We start from the raw sequence: 18,457 nt of genomic DNA, 5'->3' as shown, positions 1-18,457 counted from the left end.
CGAGTCCTGCCGGGCCCACCAGCGGGGCGGCGTCGCGCGTGTTCGCCACGACCAGATCGATCCAAGCCATCGCGGGCCACGCCATTCGCCGCGGCGCCTCGCGCGCTTTGCGGCCCGCACGCCGGCGCCGTTCATCGGAACTTTGAAGCCCGGCTGCGGCTTTGCAGCGGGACAGGCGCGTGGGCGGGCGCGTCGCGGAAGCGGACAGACTTTTGACATGCCTCGCCAGATTGAGTTCGCCGGCTCCTCCGCCCACTGCGAGCGATTGTTGCAGGCGGTGGAGGCCGTGTGTGTTCTCACCGGCGGAGGCTCGATCGTGGTTCTCAAGCGCCTGTTCCTCCACCGGCGGCGTGCGGCGACGCGGGTCGCCGCGTCATGACGGCCGTGGAGCGTTTCGATGCCGTGATCGTGGGGGCCGGACCGGCCGGTCTGACCGCCGCCACCTATCTCGGGCGCTTCCGCCGCCGGGTCCTGGTGCTCGATGGGGGTCCCTCTCGGGCGGCCTGGATTCCGGAGAGCCACAACACTCCGGGTTTTCCCCATGGGATCGGCGGGGAGGCCCTTCTGCGCCGGTTGAGGGCTCAGGCGGTGGAGTACGGGGCCGTGGTGCGGGCTGCGCGCCTCTCTGGGCTTCAGGGGGGCCCGGACGGATTCACGGGGAAGATTGGCGAAGAGCGCGTCGAGGCCCCCGTGGTGCTGCTGGCCACAGGCGTGGTCGACCGGCTCCCAGCGATCCCGGGGGTGGAAGCCGCCATCCGCGCAAGCGTGGCGCGGATCTGCCCCATCTGTGACGCCTTCGAAGCGATCGACGCCAAGATCGCGGTCCTTGGCGACGGACCACTGGCCGACCGCGAGGCGCAGTTCCTTGAAACCTATAGCAGGGATGTCACGGTGCTCGATCTGGGCGGGGCCTCGGGGGCCGGTCGCCCGGACACGCTCGCTGTCCGCCTGGAAGATCTCGCATTCGAGGGCGACGGCTTCCTGGTCAGAGGGGCGGGCGCCGTCCAGCGATTTGACTACCTCTATCTCGCTTTGGGGTGTTCCGGCCAGGCGGAGGTCGCCGTCGGCCTGGGCGCGCGCCGAGACGAGTCGGGCCGCCTCATCGTCGATGCTCATCAGATGACCAGCATCGAGGGCCTCTATGCCGCCGGCGACGTGGTGCGTGGCCTCAATCAGATATCAGTCGCGGTGGGCGAGGCGGCGGTGGCCGCTACGGCCATTCATAACCGGCTCCGAGGGGCGTGAGGGGGAGGTGACGACCGAGCGGCTAGGTTCGCGACAGCAGCGCCACCGGCAGGCGTTCGAACAGGACGGCGGCCGGGGCCGACGCGGCTGCGATCCGGCCCCCGCATAGCTGGTCAGAGAAATCGGCCGCTTCGCCCAGCTGGATCTCCGTGTCCTCCCACCACTCACGGACCGGGAGAGGCTGTCCCGCCGCCAATGCCGACGGCGGACAGTGGATCACCGCGGCGGCCACCACCATCCCGGCCTTGCAACGCCGAGCGAAGGCGATCACCGCGTCCTTTCGGACGCCCGACACCTGAAGCGGCGCGTAGTCTCCGGCTTGGAAGGTCTCCGGCATCTTACGACGCAGGTCGAGACTCCGGGCGATGACCTGCTGTTTCACCCCCCCATCCCGCCAGCGGCCCAGGTCCAGCGCGTCGGGATGGACCAGCATCGCCCGTCGGCGATCGAAGTCGACGGGTCTGCGATTGTCGGGGTCCACAAGGCTGAAGTCCCACAGTTCCGCCCCCTGGTAGGTATCGGGCATGCCCGGGCTCGCGGAGCGCAGGAGAGCCTGGGCCAGGCCCTTCATGGCGCCGGCCGGCGCGATCTCACCGACGAGACCGTAGAGGGAGGCGCGGTAGGAGCGGTCAGCCAGGCATCGGGAGAGATGGGCCAGGCAGATTTCTTCATAGACGGTGTCGGGGGCGACCCAGGACGAGCGGAGTTTGCCTTCCCGCAGAGCCTTGACGAACCAGCCGGCCACCCTCTGTTCGAGTTCCGCCAGACCCCGGTCGTCGTCCAGGCCCAGATCCAGCGGCAAGGCGCCCACCAAGGTCTGATGCATCTGATAGGCGTCGGCCTGGGCCATCTCAGGCGGCGTCAGCGACAGCCATGTCCGTACCCGGTCGCACCAGATTTCGGCCGTTTCGCTCAAGACGGCCAGCCGGGCGCGGGCGTCTTCGCCCCGCTTGTGGTCATGGGTGGCCGTGGTCAGCATGGCGCCGGGATGTTCGGCCGCGCGGGCGCGGTTCTGCTCGTGAAAGTCTTCAGTGGAAAGGGCCAGGCGCCCGGGGTTGGAGCCCACCTCATTGCGCGAGAGCAGCCGCAGGTGGCGGTAGAACGCCGTGTCTTCCGCGGATTTCGCTGCGACCGGCGCGCTCAACTGGTGGAATTTGCGCAGCGCCCTTCGGCGCATGTCGAGCTCGCCGGGACCCTGGCCCCCCAGCCAGGCTTCTATCTGCTCCAGGGCAGGGAGATCCGCGGGCTTGAGCCCGCTGCGCGCCTTGACGCCTGCGGCGGACAGCAACTCTTGCTCGGCCTGCGAGAGGGGCGCGCCATCGCCATACAGCCGATAGGCGCCGAAGCCTGCGAGCAGTTCGATGAGCGCCCGCCGCAAGGCGCCCTGCGTCAGGTCGCGGGTCGCAAGGCTGCCCCGGGCCAGCTCGTGGAAGACGCCGGCGGCGGCCTCCACCTGACCGGCGAAGCCGTGGGTGAGCAATTCACGGCGGGCGAGATGCTCTTCGGCCTCAAATTCGCCTGGGCGCCCGCTCACCTGCTCCCACATGGCGGTCAGCCGGTCCGCGCCGGCCGGGTCGTGCATCAGGGCGGCGACGTCGTCCATGAACTCGTAGCCCGTGGCGCCGTCGCAGGCCCAGCCGCCCTGAAGCGTCTCGCGAGGCGCCAGGATTTTCTCCACCACGAGATAGGCCGAACCCCCAGGGGCTTCGGCCGGTCGGTCGGTCTCGCGTTCCGCCAGCAAGGTGCGAAGCCGGCCGATGTATCCCCCTGGGTCGGCCAGGCCATCGATGTGGTCGATCCGAAGGCCGTCGATCAGACTCTCCGCATAGAGGCGCAACGGCAGCGCATGGATCAGGTCGAAGACTGCGGGATCTTCCACACGCACGCCCGCCAGCTCGGTGATGTCGAAGAAGCGCCGCCAGTTGATTTCGTCGCCCGCCGTCCGCCACCAGGACAGGCGGAAGGCCTGGCGTTCCAACAGGTCATGAAGCCGCGCCCGGCCTGCCTCGTGCGCCGGATCAAAGGCCGCGAGACCGCTTGCCTGGACTTCGGCGCGATCGGTCTCCCGGATCGGAAACCGGTGGTGGCCGTGGGCCAGCGCCCAGATCGCGCCGTCATCACCGGCCTCGAGCCGGATCTCTCCGGCTGCGAGCGCCTCGCCATAGGGGACGCCCAGAAAGGGGGCGAGCACCTTGCCCCGCAGGGCAGGGTCGGCCGGCCGCCAGTCGATGTCGAACACGGGCGCATAGGCGCTCGCCTCGCCCTTCTCCAGCACGTCGAGCCACCAGGCGTTGTCGCCGCCGCCCACGGCCAGGTGGTTTGGGACGATGTCCAGAATGACCCCCAGGCCTTCGGCTCTCAGCCGCGCCACGAGGTCACGAAAGCCGCCTTCGCCCCCAAGCGCAGGGTTGATGGTCGTCGGATCGACCACGTCATAGCCATGCATGGACCCCGATCGGGCCGTGGCGATGGGCGAGGCATAGAGATGGCTGACGCCGAGGTCCCCCCAGTAGCGGGCCAGGCCTGCGGCGTCGGCGAAGGTGAAGCCGGCGTGGAACTGCACGCGGTAGGTGGCCGTCGGGATCATCTGGGCCGCTCTCTGTTCAGCTGAGCGAGCCGGCGGGCGACGGCTGGCGTGTCCAGCAGGTCCGCCGCGGGCCCGGGCAGGCGCCGTCGCCAGTTGGGGTGCTCAGTGGTGGTGCCGGGCAGGTTGGGCTGCGCCTCCAGCCCCAGCAGATCCTCGACCGGCAGTATCGCCAGTTCGGACGCTGTTTTGCCGAGGAAGCACGCGGCGGCGTCGACGACGGGTTCGGTGATGTCTGCGGCCGGCGCCGGTCCTTTGGCGCAGCCCGCCGCGCTGAAGGCCTCCCACAGGGCGGTCCTTTGGTTTGCGCGATCGGTGCGCAGCTCGGCGGCCTGCTCTGCGGAGAGGTCCGTGTTGAGCTTGATCCGCCAGTCGATGTCGAGGCCTCGCCACCAGGCTGCGATGGGCGGCAGGTCGTGGGTCGTCGTCAGGGCGCAGGCGCCGGGCGACCACGCCCCAGGGGGCTTGAAGCGCCCCTGCTCGTTCTGCTCGAACAGCAGCACCTGCATGCCCCGCACGCCGCCGGCGTCCAGGGTTTCGCGCATTCCGGCCGGGACAGTGCCCAGATCCTCTCCGATCACCAGCACGCCGTAGCGATGGGATTCGAGCGCGATCAGGCGCATCAGGTCCTTCATCGGGTAGGAAAGGTAGGCGCCTTCCATGGGACCCGCCCCATGGGGCACGACCCAAAGACGCCGCAGGCCAAGGATGTGGTCTATCCGCACGCCGCCGGCGTGCCGCATGGCCGACCGGAGAGTGGCGAGGAACCCCGCATAGCCGCTGGCCGCCAGGGCGCGGGGGGAGAAGGTCGTGACGCCCCAATCCTGCCCATTCGCCTGGAAGGCGTCGGGTGGGGCGCCGACATTGAGGCCCGAGAGCAGATCGGCGGGACGCGACCAGGCATGGCTCCCGCCGGGGTCCATGCCCACCGCGACGTCGGTGATCAGGCCGATGGGCATTCCGGCGCCTTGCGCCGCACTCTGGGCGCGGGCGAGGCCTTCGTCAGCCAGCCACTGCACGAAGATGTGGAACTCGACGTCGTCGGCATTCTCCGCGGCGAACGCCGTCGCGGGCTGACCCGCGCAGTCCTGAAGGGGCGCAGGCCAGTCCTGCCAACCTCGGGCGCCGCTCTGGGAAAACTGAACGCTATGGATCGCCTCGAAGAGAGCGTGACCGCGCAGATCGGGCCCGCGCTCCTCGACGAAGCGGCGCAGTTTCGCCTTGATGGCTGGGGGCGCCTGGGTCTTGAAGCGGCCGTAGACCCGGCGAAGCGCGGCCATCCGCCGGGGAACAGCGTCGTCCCAGTCGATGAGGGCGCCCCCTTCGGCCTGTTCGCCCAGATCCCCAAGAACTGGCCCCAGGATCGCCGCGGGGTCTGCATAGAGCCCGTTCAGAAAGAGACGGCTGGATGGCGCATAAGGGCTGAAACGCCCCGGATCGGCGGCGAAGAGGGCGTGGACAGGGCTGACCGCCAAGGCTGCGGCGCCACGCTGACCCATGACGGCGGCGAACGCCGCCAGCTCACCAAACCCGCCGAAGGGGGCGGCGTCCCGGCCTTTAAGTCCATATAGCTGGACCGCCGTTCCCCACAGCCGGGGCTGGGTTCCAAGCTCATTGATCGAAAAGGCGCGGGCCGGAGCCACCGCCACAGTGATGTCCCGTCCGTCCACCTCAAGCTGGTGGTAGCCGGGCGCGTCTATTGCCTGGAGGGTGAAGCCTGAGCCGGGATCAATCCGCAGATCCATCGCCCCGCCATCTTCAAACCTGAGCCTGGCGAGCCCGCGTCCGCCCCCGCCTGGCCGGAAGGGCTTGCCGACCTCAGCCGTCATGAAGTTCGGCCGTGGGGCCTCGCCCAGCCGGCCCCGGCTGTCACGCAGCTGCGCGTCGGTGTCGGCTGGAAGACCAAGCGCCTGCAGAACCGCGCGCAGGGCGCCGGGACTCACCCGCTGCGGAGCGCCGTGGACGTCTTCCCAATCCACGGCGATCCCAGCTTCGGCTGCGAAGGCTTCGAGGTCCGCCGCGCTCACCGCCGTGGTTCCAGCCAGGCGACCAGGCTGGCGGGCGCAAGCAGGTCCGCCTCGTCGAGCCCCCCGCCCAGGGTCACAAGCGCCGTCCTCTCCGGCGGGCTGGAGATTTCGACAGCCTCCGTCCCCAAGTTGAGGGCGAGCGTCCAGCGCGCGCCGTCTCCCAATCGCCAGGCGGCCGTGACGGCGGCCGGCCCAACGGCGTGGGCGCCCAGGCTGCGCGCGCCTTTCAGCCGAGGGACCAGGTCGCGGGCGCGCACCTTGAGCAGGTCGGCGTAAAGGCGTCGCCACTCAGCGGCGTCCGGCCCGGGATCGGGATGGGACGTCTCGAAGGTCTCCGGGTCGTTGGGGTCGGGGATGGTCGCCCGGGTCTCTGGGTCTGCAAAGGCCGGAAAGTGGGCGAATTCGGCCCGCCGTCCTTCCCGCACAGCGTGGGCGAGATCATCGTTGTGGTCGGTGAAATAGAGGAACGGCGCATGGCTGCCCGTATCCTCGCCCATGAAGACCATGGGAATGTGCGGGGCCAGCAGGATGAGACCCGTCGCCGCACGCAGCGCGGCGGGATCGGCCAGGGTTGAGAGCCTCTCGCCCATGGCCCGGTTGCCGATCTGGTCGTGGTTCTGGAGGAAGTTGACGAAGGCCGTGGGCGGCAGGCCGGCGCTCGGCCCGCCTCGGGGGGCGCCGTCCCGAAGGGCGAAGGCTTCACCCTGATAGACGAAGCCCTCGGCCAGGGCCCGGGCCAGGGCTTCGGCCGGCGCCTCGGCATAGGCGGCGTAATAGCCTTCGCGCTCGCCGGTCAGAAGCACATGCAGCACATGGTGGGCGTCGTCATTCCATTGGGCGTCGAAGGCGCCCTTGAGGTGCTCGGGGACGTTGTCGTCGTTTTCGAGGATGAGGTGGACATGCCGCTCCCGTCCGGCCGCGGCCCTGACGGCCTCGCCCATCTCATCGATCCAGTCGCGCTCGCTGATGGCGTGGACGGCGTCGAACCGCAGTCCGTCGAAGCGGTACTCATTGATCCAATAGACGGCGTTCTCGATGAAGAACCGGCGGACCTCGGGTCTTCGGAAGTCGATGGCCGCGCCCCAGGGGGTCTGGATGTCGTCGCGGAAGAACTGCGGCGCATACAGGCCAAGCGCGTTTCCGTCCGGCCCGAAGTGGTTGTAGACCACGTCGAGCAAAACCATCATGCCGAGCTCGTGGGCGCGGTCGATCATCGCCTTCAACTCGTCGGGCGAGCCATAGGCGGCGTCGGGCGCAAACGGCAGGACGCCGTCGTAGCCCCAGTTCCGCTGGCCGGGGAAGTCGGCGATCGGCATCAGCTCCACAGCCGTGAAACCCAAGGCCTTCAGGTCGGCAAGCCGCTGGGCGATGCCGGCGAAGCCGTCCATCAGGCCCGGATGGACCTCCAGGATCACGGCCTCTTCCCAGGGGCGGCCTTTCCAGTCGGCGGTCCGCCACCGGTAGGCGGCCGGGTCGACGACCACGCTGGCGTCGTGGACGTCCCCGTTCTGACGGCGCGAGGCCGGATCGGGGACTGCGGCGTCCTCGCTCACCCGGAAGCGGTACAGGGAGCCCGCGCCGCAGGGCGCCTCGGCCTCGAACCAGCCCTGTTCGGCCGCGGTCATGGACTGAGCGGGCAGACCGTCGACTTCCAGACTTACGGTCTCGCAAGCCGGCGCCCAGAGCCGGAAGCGGGTCCGATCTTCGGAGAGCACGGTGGCGCCGAAGGGCAGTTCGTGGACCCAGCGCCCGGAGCCGCCGGAGCCCTCGACCACCGACTGCAAAAGAACGGCGCTATGGGCCTCCACCTCGACCTGAGTGCCGGTCAAGGCGTGCTCTGCGACCCCCGGGTGGGCGCTGTCCAGAAGGACCTGCGGTGCGCCCATGGGCTCCGGCAGATGGAAGGTGATCGCGTCGTCGCTGGCGTTGGTGAGCAGCAACATGAGTTCCACCCGGCCGTCCTCGCGGGGCGCCGCGCGGCGCATGGTCAGGGCGAGGCCGTGCGGGTTCTGCCAGTCTTCGGTGGAGAGGTTGCGGCCGTGCTCGTCGAACCAATCCACGTCGAGGACGCCGGGCGCATACTCGTTCTGCCCGTGGAGAAACTGGTTGGGCCTCAGCGTCCCATAGGTCCGGCGAAGGGCGATCAGACGCGAAACGAAGTCGATCTGGCCCTGACCCTCGGGCGACTCCAGCTGACGCCAGTCAAACCAGGAGATTTCATTGTCCTGGCAGTAGGCATTGTTGTTGCCGCCCTGGGTCCGGGCGAACTCGTCGCCCCCCAGCAGCATGGGGGTGCCTGACGAGGCGAACAGCGTCGTCAACATGGCCCGCATCACCCGCCCGCGGGTGCGCTGGATGTCGGCGTCGGCGGTCGGTCCCTCTTCCCCCCAGTTGCGGGAGTGGTTTTCGCTGTGGCCGTCGCGGCTGTCCTCGCCATTCGCCTCGTTGTGGCGTTCCTCATAGGAGACGAGGTCCGCCAGGGTGAATCCGTCGTGCGAGGTGAGGAAGTTCACAGACGCCCAGGGCCGCCTGGCCTGCCGGTCGAAGATGTCGCCCGAGCCTGAAAGCCGCGCGGCTAGGTCGGGCCTGCCGCCCTCATCTCCGCGCCAGTAGCACCGCACATTGTCGCGGAACCGGTCGTTCCACTCCGCAAAGCCGGGGGGATGGTTGCCCAGCTGGTAGCCGCCCGGCCCGATGTCCCAGGGCTCTGAGATGAGCTTGATCCCCTGCAGGGTCGGGTCCTGGCGCAGAACATCGAAAAAGGCGGCGCCGGGGTCGAAGCCGTGCTTCTCCCGCCCCAGTGTGACGCCCAGGTCGAACCGGAAACCGTCGACGCCGTAGGATTGCGTCCAGTAGCGCAGGGAGTCCGCGACCATCTGGACCACGCGGGCGTTGGACATGTTGACCGTGTTGCCGGTCCCGGTGTCATTGACGCAGAACCGGGGTTCGCCCTCCACCAGGGTGTAGTAGCTGGCATTGTCCAGGCCGCGGAACGAGAGGGTGGGCCCGCGCTCGCTGCCTTCGGCCGTGTGGTTGAAGACCACGTCCAGGATCACTTCCAGCCCGGCGGCGTGCAACCGCCGCACCGCCATGCGCAGTTCGTTCTGGTCTCCCCCGGACAGATAGCTACGCTCCGGGGTGAAGTAGTTGAGGGTGCTGTAGCCCCAATAGTTCGCGAGGCCCTTTTCCTGCAGGAACCGGTCCTGGGCGAAGGCGTGAACGGGCAGCAGCTCCACCGCCGTGACGCCCAGGCGCTTGAGGTGATCGATCACCTTGGGATGGGTGAGGGCTGCGAAGGTCCCCCTCACCGGCGGGCGGACCTCTTCCAGCAGCATGGTCAGGCCGCGGACGTGGCACTCGTAGATGACCGTGTCCGACCACGGGGTGTTGGGCCTGCGGTCTGTGCTCCAGTCGAAGGGATCAGCGGTGACCATCGACTTGGGCATGGCCGGCGCGCTGTCGCGTCGATCGAACGTGAGATCGGCCCGCGGGGCGTTCACGCGGTAACCGAAGAGCGCATCGGTCCACCGAAGATCGCCTGCCAGGCTGCGGGCATAGGGGTCGATGAGCAGCTTGTTGGGGTTGAAGCGGTGCCCTTCCAGAGGGGCGTAAGGGCCATGCGCCCGATAGCCATAGAGCAGCCCAGGCTTCGCCCCAGGGAGGTAGCCGTGCCAGACCTCGTCGGTCCATTCCGGCAGAGGGAGTCGGGCGATCTCCCGCCGTCCGGTCTCTTCGAACACGCAGAGTTCGATCTTCTCGGCGTGGGCGGAATAGACGGCGAAATTGATGCCGAGCCCGTCGAAGTTCGCGCCGAGGGGGTAGGGAAGGCCGCCCTCCAGCCGCTCAGGAATAGGGATCAAGCCAAGCTTCCTTCATGACGCAGGATACCCGCGCCGAGGGGGGGAGGGTGAGGTTCAGTGATTGCCGAAGGCCGTGGGCGGCGGTGGGCTCGGTGTGAACCACGCCGCCATTTCCAATGTTCCCGCCGCCGTAAAAGGCGGCGTCGGTATTGATCAGTTCGCGCCAGGGGCCGGGGGCTGGGGCCCCCACACTGAAGCTGCGGCGAGGTTCAGGGGTCGCGTTCAGCACGAAAATCAGTGGGGCCGCTTGGCCGTCGGCCTGGCGACGAAAGGCGAGCACGCCGGCCTCGGCGTCCGTGCAGATCCAGGCGAAGCCTTCCGGATCAGCGTCGCTTCCGTGCAGAGCCGGCTCGCGGCCATAAACGCCGTTGAGATCGCGGACCAGCCGCTGCATGCCCGCATGTTCGGCCTGCCGCAGCAGGTCCCAGGGCACGACCCCGTCGTGGTTCCACTCCGAAGGCTGGGCGAGTTCGCCGCCCATGAAGAGCAGCTTCTTTCCCGGGTGGGCCCACATGAAGGCCAGGTAGGCGCGCAGATTGGCGAACTGCCGCCATCGATCCCCCGGCATCTTCCCCAGCAAAGAGCCTTTCCCGTGCACAACCTCGTCATGGGACAGCGGCAGGACGAAGCGTTCGCTGAAGGCGTAGATCAGGCCGAAGGTCAGTTCGTTCTGATGCCAGCTCCGGTGGACCGGGTCCCGGGCCATGTGGTGGAGGGTGTCGTGCATCCACCCCATGTTCCACTTGTACTGGAAGCCCAACCCGCCTTGGGCGACGGGGTTTGAGACGCCCGGCCAGGCTGTCGACTCCTCGGCGATGGTCACAGCGCCCGGGCAACGCTCGGCCACCACCTCGTTCAGGCGCCCCAGGAACTGTATGGACTCCAGGTTTTCCCGGCCGCCGTGGACATTCGGCACCCATTGGCCGGGCTCGCGGCTGTAGTCGCGATAGAGCATGGAGGCCACGGCATCGACGCGCAGTCCGTCGATATGGAAGGTCTCAAGCCAGTAGAGGGCGCTGGCGATGAGGAAGCCCTGCACCTCCCGGCGCCCCAGGTTGAAGATCAGCGTGTTCCAGTCCTGGTGGAAACCCTCTCGCGGATCGGCGTGCTCATAGAGGTGGGTGCCGTCAAAGCCGGCTAAGCCATGGGCGTCCGTGGGGAAGTGGGCGGGAACCCAGTCGAGGATCACCCCCACGCCCAGGCGATGACAGGCGTCCACGAACCGGGCCAGACCGTCTGGCGCGCCATAACGCGCGCTGGGGGCGAACTGCGACAAGGGCTGGTAGCCCCAGGAGCCGCCAAACGGATGCTCCATGATCGGCAGGAGCTCCACATGGGTGAAGCCCATATCGGCCACATAGGGCGCCAGTCGCTCGGCCAGTCCGTCCCAGTCCAGGTTCGGCGCCTGGCCGTCCTGCGGTCGAAGCCAGGAGGCGGCGTGGACCTCATAGATCGAGACGGGGGCGTCCGGCCTCTGTCGCGCGGCGCGTTCGGCCATCCACTCGGCGTCGCCCCAGGCGTGGCTTGCGGGCGGCGCGACGATGGACGCCTGGCCGGGCGGCAGCTCCGTCATCCGCGCGAGCGGATCGGCCTTGAGCGGCAGGAGGTCGCCCTGCGCGCCCACCAGCTCGAACTTGTAGCGTTCGCCTGGCCGCAGGCGGGGGACGAACAGCTCCCAGACGCCCGCGGGGTGGCGCAGGCGCATGGGGTGTCGGCGGCCGTCCCAGCTGTTGAAGTCTCCGACGACGGACACGCGCCGGGCGTTGGGCGCCCAGACGGAAAACCCCACGCCCTCCACGCCTTCAAAGGACTGCGGCTGGGCGCCCATGCGCTGGGCCAGCTCCCAATGTGCGCCCTCCATGAAGAGGTGGAGGTCCAACTCACCCAGGAGCAGGCCGAAGGCGTAGGGATCCTCTGTTTCGTGGATCGTCCCCGCCCAGTCGATGCTCAGGCGATAGGGGCCTTCCACGGCCAGGGGGCCGGCGAACAGCCCTGGCGCGACTTCCTGGAGGGGGGAGTTCGACCCGCCGCACTGAATGGCCGTGACCCCTGCGGCGCCGGGGTGGAAGGTTCGCACCACAGTCCGTCCGTCTTCCTGATGAGGCCCCAGGAAGGCGAAGGGGTCGGTCAACCGGCCCTCCATGAGCGCGGCGGTCAGGGCGTGGTTGAGGGCGATGCCAGACGTGCTCATGCGGGCTGGTCCAGCAACCGATCAGCGATCGCCGCCAGTCCGCGCAGGGGCGTACCCAGCCAGGCGGGCCGGTTGGCCGCCTCATAGCTCACCTCATAGGCGGCCTTCTCCAGCAGGAAGAGGTCCAGCAGGGCGGGAGGATAGGCGCCGCCTGACTCACTGTAGCCCCGAAGGAAGGCTTCGCGGGCCACCGTCTCGAACTGACTGATCGTCAGGACGGTCCGTTCGTGAAGGCCTTGGGCGAGGCCCGCCGCGGCCACAGCGCCGGTGGCCGCCGCATAGTCGAATGAGCGCAAAAGCCCCGCCACATCGCGCAGGGGGCTCGCCTTCGCACGACGAGCCTCCAGCGGCCTGGCGGGTTCGCCTTCGAAGTCGATGAAGGTCACGCCGCCGCCGGTGACGAGTATCTGACCGAGGTGGAGGTCGCCGTGGATGCGAGTCCGCACCTGGCCCAGGGCCGCGGCCGACAGCGTCTCTGTCAGGCGGCTCAGGGCCTCGCGACGGTGGACCAGGTCTTGCGCCAGTTGCTTGAGCTGAGGGTGAGCCGTCCAGTCCCCCCCGCGTTCCAGGACGTCCAGCGCGCCGTTCACCTGCTCGCCTATGCTGCGGCGGATTTCTGCTACGGCGGCCTCATCGATCGTCTCGGGCGAAAAGGCGGGGTCGTCGGTGGGCTCAGCCAGGACGGCGTGCATTTCTGCGAGACTGCGCCCAAGGACGCCGGCGAACTCCGCATAGGAGGCGAAATCCGGCGTGGCGGCCGGACCGCCGGCCAGAACCAGATCGTCGATCGCCCGATGCAGATATTCCTGTGTCCAGGCCCAGCCATCGCCCTGGCTCTCGATGAAGGCCTGCGCCACCATCAGGGTGTGCGGGGTCCCATCGGCCTCGATGCGGCGGACGTCCCCCAAGAGCGCGGGGACATGCCGATAGCCGCGCTGGCTCAAGACCCGGGTCATCTCCGCCTCCGGGTGGATGCCGGGGACAACCTTGCGCAGCAGCTTGAGAACCACCTTTCGACCGATGATGACCGAGCTGTTGCTCTGTTCGGCCGACGACCACTCGATGTCGGCGTCGTCTTCGAGGGTCAGCCCGGTGGACTGAAACTCTATCTGAGCTGATGGCGCGTCGAGCCGAAGTCCGTCTTGCAGGCCTGAGATGACCGCCCGGACGAAGTCGGTGGTCAGGAAGGCGTCGGTCAGATCCCCGACCCGTGCGCCTCTTCGAACCCGCGCGACCGCCAGGGTGTGCGCAAAGGGGTCGGCCACGTCGTCCTCCCAGGCGATGCCGAGGGGGACAAGGTAGTGGGCCTCGCCGTCCGTGGTCTCTGCGCTGAGTTCGATCATCAGCTGGTCGGGGGCGTCGGGCAGGGTGACGGCATAATCGACGCGAGCGCGCAGCAGTTCGGCATTCTTCGCCTGGAACCAGCGCCGCCCGGCCATCCAGGCTGGCAGCACCTCGCGTTCCAGGACCTCCCTGTGCGGCGGCTGGGTCAGCCCCTTGAGGTCGCCGCGCGACACGAAGGTGTGCTGTTCGGGCTGCACGCCCGCAGGCGCCGTGCTCCAGCTGGGGCCCTCCAGCTTCTCGCAAAGCTGAAACCAGTGGAATCCATAGGGCGGCAGGGTCAGGAGGTAGGTCAGCTGGCCGATGGGCGGGAAGGGGTTGCTGCCCGACATCTCCAGGGGCACCCATCCGGCGAACTCCGAGAGGTCCAGCTCGACCGCCTGGGCTGTGCGGGAGAGGTTCGCCACGCACAGGATGGTGTCGCCCTCGTGCTCCCGCAGATAGGCCATCACCTTGCGGTTCTGAGGGCGTAGGAACCGGAGCGACCCGCGGCCAAAGGCGCTGTGGCGCTGCCGCACTGCCAACATCCGCCGAAGCCAGTTCAGCAGCGAGTGGCTGTCGCGGCTCTGGGCCTCTACATTGATCGCCTGGAAACCGTAGAGCGGGTCCATGATGGCCGGCAGAACGAGGCTGGCGGGGTCGGCGCGCGAGAATCCGCCATTGCGGTCGGGCGACCACTGCATGGGCGTGCGGACCCCGTCCCGATCGCCGAGATAGATGTTGTCCCCCATGCCCAGCTCGTCGCCGTAATAGATCACCGGCGTCCCGGGCATGGTCAGCAGCAGGCAGTTCATCAGCTCGACCCGGCGGCGGTCGCGCTCCATCAGCGGCGCCAGGCGGCGGCGTATGCCCAGATTGATCCGCGCCCGGCTTTCGGAGGCGTAGACGCTCCAGAGATAGTCCCGCTCCTTATGGGTCACCATTTCGAGGGTCAGCTCGTCATGGTTGCGTAGGAAGATCGCCCACTGGCAGGACTCCGGAATGTCCGGCGTCTGGCGCATGATGTCGGTGATCGGAAACCGGTCCTCCTGGGCGATGGCCATGTACATGCGCGGCATCAGGGGGAAGTGGAACGCCATGTGGCATTCGTCGCCCTCCCCGAAGTAAAGCTGAGTGTCCTCGGGCCACTGGTTGGCCTCGGCCAACAGCATGCGGTCCTGGAAGTGCTCATCGAGATGGGCCCTGATCGCTTTCAGGACGTCATGGGTCTCGGGCAGGTTCTCGTTGTTCGTGCCCTCGCGCTCGATGAGATAGGGAATGGCGTCCAGGCGAAGTCCGTCGACACCGGCCTCCAGCCAGAAGCGCATCACCGAAAGCACCTCTTCCAGCACCTTCGGATTGTCGAAGTTCAGGTCGGGCTGGTGGGCGTAGAAGCGGTGCCAGTAATAGGCGCCGGCCACGGGATCCCAGGTCCAGTTGGATGTCTCGGTGTCGAGGAAGATGATGCGCGTCCCGCCATAGGCGGTGTCGTCGTCCGACCAGACGTAGAAGTCCCGCTCCGGCGAGCCGGGGGGTGCTCGTCTGGCGGCCTGGAACCATGGGTGCTGGTCAGAGGTGTGATTGATCACCAGTTCGGTGATGACCCGTATCCCCCGGGCGTGCGCCTCGTCGATGAAGCGCTTTACATCGTCAAAGTCGCCATACTCGGGATGAACGCCGCGATAGTCTGCGATGTCATAGCCGTCGTCCCGACGCGGAGACGGATAGAAGGGCAGGAGCCAGACCGCATTGACGCCCAGGCTGGCGATATAGTCGAGTTTGGCCGACAGACCCTTGAAATCACCGACGCCGTCATCGTTGGAGTCGAAGAACGACTTCACGTGCAGCTGATAGATGACGGCGTCTTTGTACCATAGCGGGTCGGCGGCCGGGGCAACGTCCGCCGCCGCGTCTTCGGCGAGATAGGCGACGCTCATCGCGGGGCCTCCATCCGGAACATGAGGTAGGGTCGGGCAGGATCGAGGGCGAGACGACGCCACTTGCCCTGCCAGGTGAAGGTCTGGCCGGTCAGGAGATCTTCCGTCTGAACGGCGGCATGATCATCCAGGCCCAGCCGCCAGAACGGGGCCTCCACGTCGGCCTCGTGGGCGCCGTGAGGGTCGAGGTTCACCGCCACCAGAATGAGGTCGCCGCCGTCCGGGCTCGGCTTGGCGTAAAACAGGATGTTGTCGTCGCTGGCCGGCAGGAAGTGCACGTTGAGGTGCGTCTGCAGGGCCGGATGGCTGCGCCGCAGGCGGTTCAGCTGGGTGATCTCCGGAACGATGCTGTGCGGCGCCTTCCAGTCCCGCGGCCGGATCTCGTACTTCTCGGAGTCTTTGTATTCTTCCTTGCCCGGCACGGGCTCGGACTCGAGCAGCTCGAACCCGGAATAGACTCCCCACAGTCCGGACAGGGTTGCGGCCAGCACCGCTCGGATCAGGAAGCCGGCGCGGCCCGAGGTCTGCAGGAAGTACGGATTGATGTCGGGCGTATTGACGAAGAAATTCGGGCGGAAGAACGCCTTGGGCGCCGTCGTGGTCAGTTCGGTGAGGTAGTCGACGAACTCCGCCTTGGTGTGTCTCCAGGTGAAGTAGGTGTAAGACTGCGAGAAGCCGACCTTGGCCAGGCGGTACATCACCCTTGGGCGGGTGAAGGCCTCCGACAGAAAGATGACATCCGGATGGGCGCTGCGGACCTCGCGGATCATCCACTCCCAGAAGGCGAAGGGCTTGGTGTGGGGGTTGTCGACCCGGAAGGTCCGAACACCCTCGCGCACCCACAAGAGGACCACGTCGCGCAGGGCGAGCCACAGGTCTGGGATCGCCTCTGCCCGATAGAAGTCCACATTGACGATGTCCTGGTACTTCTTCGGCGGGTTCTCCGCATATTTGATCGTGCCGTCCGGCCGCCAGTCGAACCAGCCGGGGTGCGCCTTGATCCAGGGATGGTCAGGCGAGCACTGAATGGCGAAGTCCAGGGCGATCTCCAGACCCTGGTCTGCGGCGGCCGCCACCAGACGCCGAAAGTCCTCGAAGGTCCCCAGCTCCCGGTGGATCGCGTCGTGCCCGCCGTCGGCTGAACCTATGGCGTAGGGACTGCCCGGATCGCCGGGTTCGGCGGTCAGGCTGTTGTTGCGGCCCTTTCGGTGGCGTTCGCCAATCGGATGGATCGGCGGGAAGTAGAGCACGTCGAAGCCCATGGCGCGGATGTCCGGCAGGCGGGCGATGACATCGTCGAATGTCCCGTGATGCGCGGGGTCGTCGGTCTGAGAGCGGGGAAAGAGCTCGTACCAGCTGGCGAACTGAGCCTCTCGACGCTCCGCGTCGATGCCCTGAACCTCAGCTGTGCAGGCGAAGGCCCGGCCTTGCGCCTGATCCATGAGATCGGTGGTTTCCGCCGCCAGCAGTCGCTGACCCGCCTCCTGCGGGGTGAGAGCTTCCAGGTCACGGGCCAGGGCGGCCAGTTCTCCAGAGGGATCCTGCGGCGCCGCCTCAAGGATCATCAGCCGCCCTTCCTCGAAATCGACGGCCTGGGCCACGCCGGCTTCGATCTTCTTGGAAAGGTCGCGGCGGTATGTGCCGTAGCGGTCGATCCAGGCCTGGACGGTGAACTGATGGCGCCCCAGCCGCTCGAGAGAGAGTGCGCCCCGCCACGCGTCATTGCCGAGCGCGGCCATGCGCATGGATGACCAGGCATCGCTGTCGGCGGCGCGCCACCGCAGCTCCACAGCGAGCTCTTCGTGACCATCGCCATAGACCGCACACGTCACCTCGACGGTCTCGCCCACGATCCTCTTCACCGCGAAGGCGCCGCCGGAGACGTGGGGCGACACCTCCTCGATCACCAGGCGTGGGGCCTTGGCGGCGCTCTTTGCGCCTTGCCGCCCCCCGCGCGCGGCGCTCGTAATGGGAAGACTGCGCCTGGCGCCGAGCAGACGAACTTCGCCGGCCGCCAGCGGTTCAAAGGCCGCCTCTCGCCCGTCCAGGGCCTCAAAGGGGCCAAAGGGTCCGACAGCCGGCAGGAACGTCGCAGGCTCGAGGTCGGCGGAGACCTCAAGGGATGGATTGGCGAGGACCAGGATGACGGCCTGAGCCGTGCGCAGGTCGGGGCCGCTGGCGCGGACGAAGGCGGTGGCGGGGGCGCCGGAGCCGGTCAGCATCCGCATCTCCCCTCCGAAGGGGGCGAGCTCCGCCGTCAACCGGTTGGCCGCCTTCACCGCCTCGGCAAGCTCCGGGCGTTCGATGGGAAGCGCCATTCCCTCGCTCAAGGGGATGCGCTCGCCGGCCTCGAATCCCATGGGCATCAGCATGCCGGCGCCCGTCGCGCTCGTCAGGCGCAGGGCCCGCACATAGGCCGCGCCAAGGTCCGCCCCCGCCGGCAGGCGACTGGCCAGACGGGGGCCAAACGGCGCCTCCGGCTGGGCGAGGAGCGGGGCGATCGGGCGAAGATCCTCGTGCTCTTCCACAAGCCAGGGCGACCTGCCGTCCCACCAGGCGGATGAGGACACCAGCGCGTCGAACCCGCAAGGAGCGAGCGCCATGGCCGCCTGACGGCTAAGCCCAGGGGTGTCGGCGATCACGACCAGGTCCGGACGCGCGCGCCTGAGGCGCTCCAGCAGCCCCGTCCATCGGGCCGGCTCCGCCTGATCGGGCCGCAGCAGTCGGAAGCCCGACAGTCCGCTTTCGATCCAGGCCTCGGCGCGAGCCAATATCCAATCGGACACCAGCGCCCAGGAAGACTCATCCCTCAGCCGGGCGAGCGCCATGCCCCGCGGCGGCGTGGGGGTCCTGGGATCGATAGGGCCGTCGGCCACCGCCTCGCGCCTCAGGGTGAACGCCTCCGGGCGTTCCGTCACGAGAGGGTGTTCGGCGTCGAACCGGCTGAGGTCGAGGTCCAACATCAGGCGCAGGTTCCGGGCGGCGCACGCTTCGGACAGGACCCTGAGCACCTCAGACACCGACGCGCCTGCCAGGCTGGAACGCTCGTGGTCGGCCGGCCGGAAAATGTCGCCGTTGTGAGCAAAGGGCGGCGCCAGCAGCAGATGGTTGAAGCCAAGGCTCTCGGCCCGCTCCGCCAGACGCGAAGGGCCATCGCGCTCCAGGAGAACGCCAGGCGGGGCGTAGTAGATGCTGAGACCGGGGTGACGCGGGGGGGCGACGGGAGTCATAGGGCCTCAGAGCTGATGTGGAGCCACAACCGCCCCCAGGTTGCTTCGTTCCTAAGGCGCAGC

General features: G+C 68.1%; 8 protein-coding genes. 2 read left to right on the top strand and 6 right to left on the bottom strand.

Annotated elements, in window-relative coordinates:
• Together V7D28_RS01155 and V7D28_RS01150 are read left to right on the top strand one after the other, a co-directional pair.
• Positions 1–379: hypothetical protein (locus V7D28_RS01155; RefSeq protein WP_333585518.1), on the top strand; the 379-nt coding region annotated here is incomplete at its 5' end.
• Complete coding sequence (locus tag V7D28_RS01150) at positions 376–1,245, top strand: NAD(P)/FAD-dependent oxidoreductase (RefSeq protein ID WP_333585517.1); 870 nt, start codon at positions 376–378, stop codon at positions 1,243–1,245. The genes V7D28_RS01155 and V7D28_RS01150, both read left to right, overlap by 4 nt.
• A gap of 22 nt (positions 1,246–1,267) precedes the next feature.
• On the opposite strand, the gene treY is transcribed toward V7D28_RS01150, so the two are convergent.
• From treY to V7D28_RS01120, 6 genes are read right to left on the bottom strand one after another with little or no spacing between them, the layout of a single operon-like run.
• On the bottom strand, positions 1,268–3,832 hold the full coding sequence (treY, locus tag V7D28_RS01145; protein ID WP_333585516.1) for a malto-oligosyltrehalose synthase: 2,565 nt from the start codon (positions 3,830–3,832) through the stop codon (positions 1,268–1,270).
• Complete coding sequence (gene malQ / locus V7D28_RS01140) at positions 3,829–5,856, bottom strand: 4-alpha-glucanotransferase (protein ID WP_333585515.1); 2,028 nt, start codon at positions 5,854–5,856, stop codon at positions 3,829–3,831. Before malQ ends, treY begins: the two co-directional genes overlap by 4 nt.
• Positions 5,853–9,716 (bottom strand): glycogen debranching protein GlgX, encoded by a 3,864-nt coding sequence (glgX, locus tag V7D28_RS01135; RefSeq protein WP_333585514.1) that lies wholly within the window; start codon positions 9,714–9,716, stop codon positions 5,853–5,855. Before glgX ends, malQ begins: the two co-directional genes overlap by 4 nt.
• Positions 9,700–11,907, bottom strand: coding sequence for a 1,4-alpha-glucan branching protein GlgB (gene glgB / locus V7D28_RS01130; RefSeq protein WP_333585513.1), 2,208 nt, complete (start codon positions 11,905–11,907; stop codon positions 9,700–9,702). The genes glgX and glgB overlap by 17 nt, the downstream gene beginning before the upstream one ends.
• Positions 11,904–15,164 carry a maltose alpha-D-glucosyltransferase gene (gene treS / locus V7D28_RS01125; protein WP_333585512.1) on the bottom strand — a complete coding sequence of 1,087 codons (3,261 nt, stop codon included), beginning with the start codon at positions 15,162–15,164 and terminating at the stop codon, positions 11,904–11,906. The genes glgB and treS overlap by 4 nt, the downstream gene beginning before the upstream one ends.
• Positions 15,161–18,394, bottom strand: coding sequence for a maltotransferase domain-containing protein (locus V7D28_RS01120; protein ID WP_333585511.1), 3,234 nt, complete (start codon positions 18,392–18,394; stop codon positions 15,161–15,163). Before V7D28_RS01120 ends, treS begins: the two co-directional genes overlap by 4 nt.
• Between the last annotated feature and the right edge of the window lie 63 nt (positions 18,395–18,457).

It is taken from the genome of Phenylobacterium sp. (genome assembly GCF_036723115.1).
GTDB lineage: Bacteria > Pseudomonadota > Alphaproteobacteria > Caulobacterales > Caulobacteraceae > Phenylobacterium.
Note: the sequence above shows the minus strand (reverse complement) of the source record. Positions and strands in the feature narration are given on the sequence as shown.

Bases quoted from the DNA above. Each gene is read 5' to 3' on its own strand.
- V7D28_RS01120 (WP_333585511.1), bottom strand. From the start codon at position 18,394: ATGACTCCCGTCGCCCCCCCGCGTCACCCCGGTCTCAGCATCTACTAC.
- V7D28_RS01150 (WP_333585517.1), top strand. From the start codon at position 376: ATGACGGCCGTGGAGCGTTTCGATGCCGTGATCGTGGGGGCCGGACCG.
- treY (WP_333585516.1), bottom strand. From the start codon at position 3,832: ATGATCCCGACGGCCACCTACCGCGTGCAGTTCCACGCCGGCTTCACC.
- glgB (WP_333585513.1), bottom strand. From the start codon at position 11,907: ATGAGCACGTCTGGCATCGCCCTCAACCACGCCCTGACCGCCGCGCTC.
- treS (WP_333585512.1), bottom strand. From the start codon at position 15,164: ATGAGCGTCGCCTATCTCGCCGAAGACGCGGCGGCGGACGTTGCCCCG.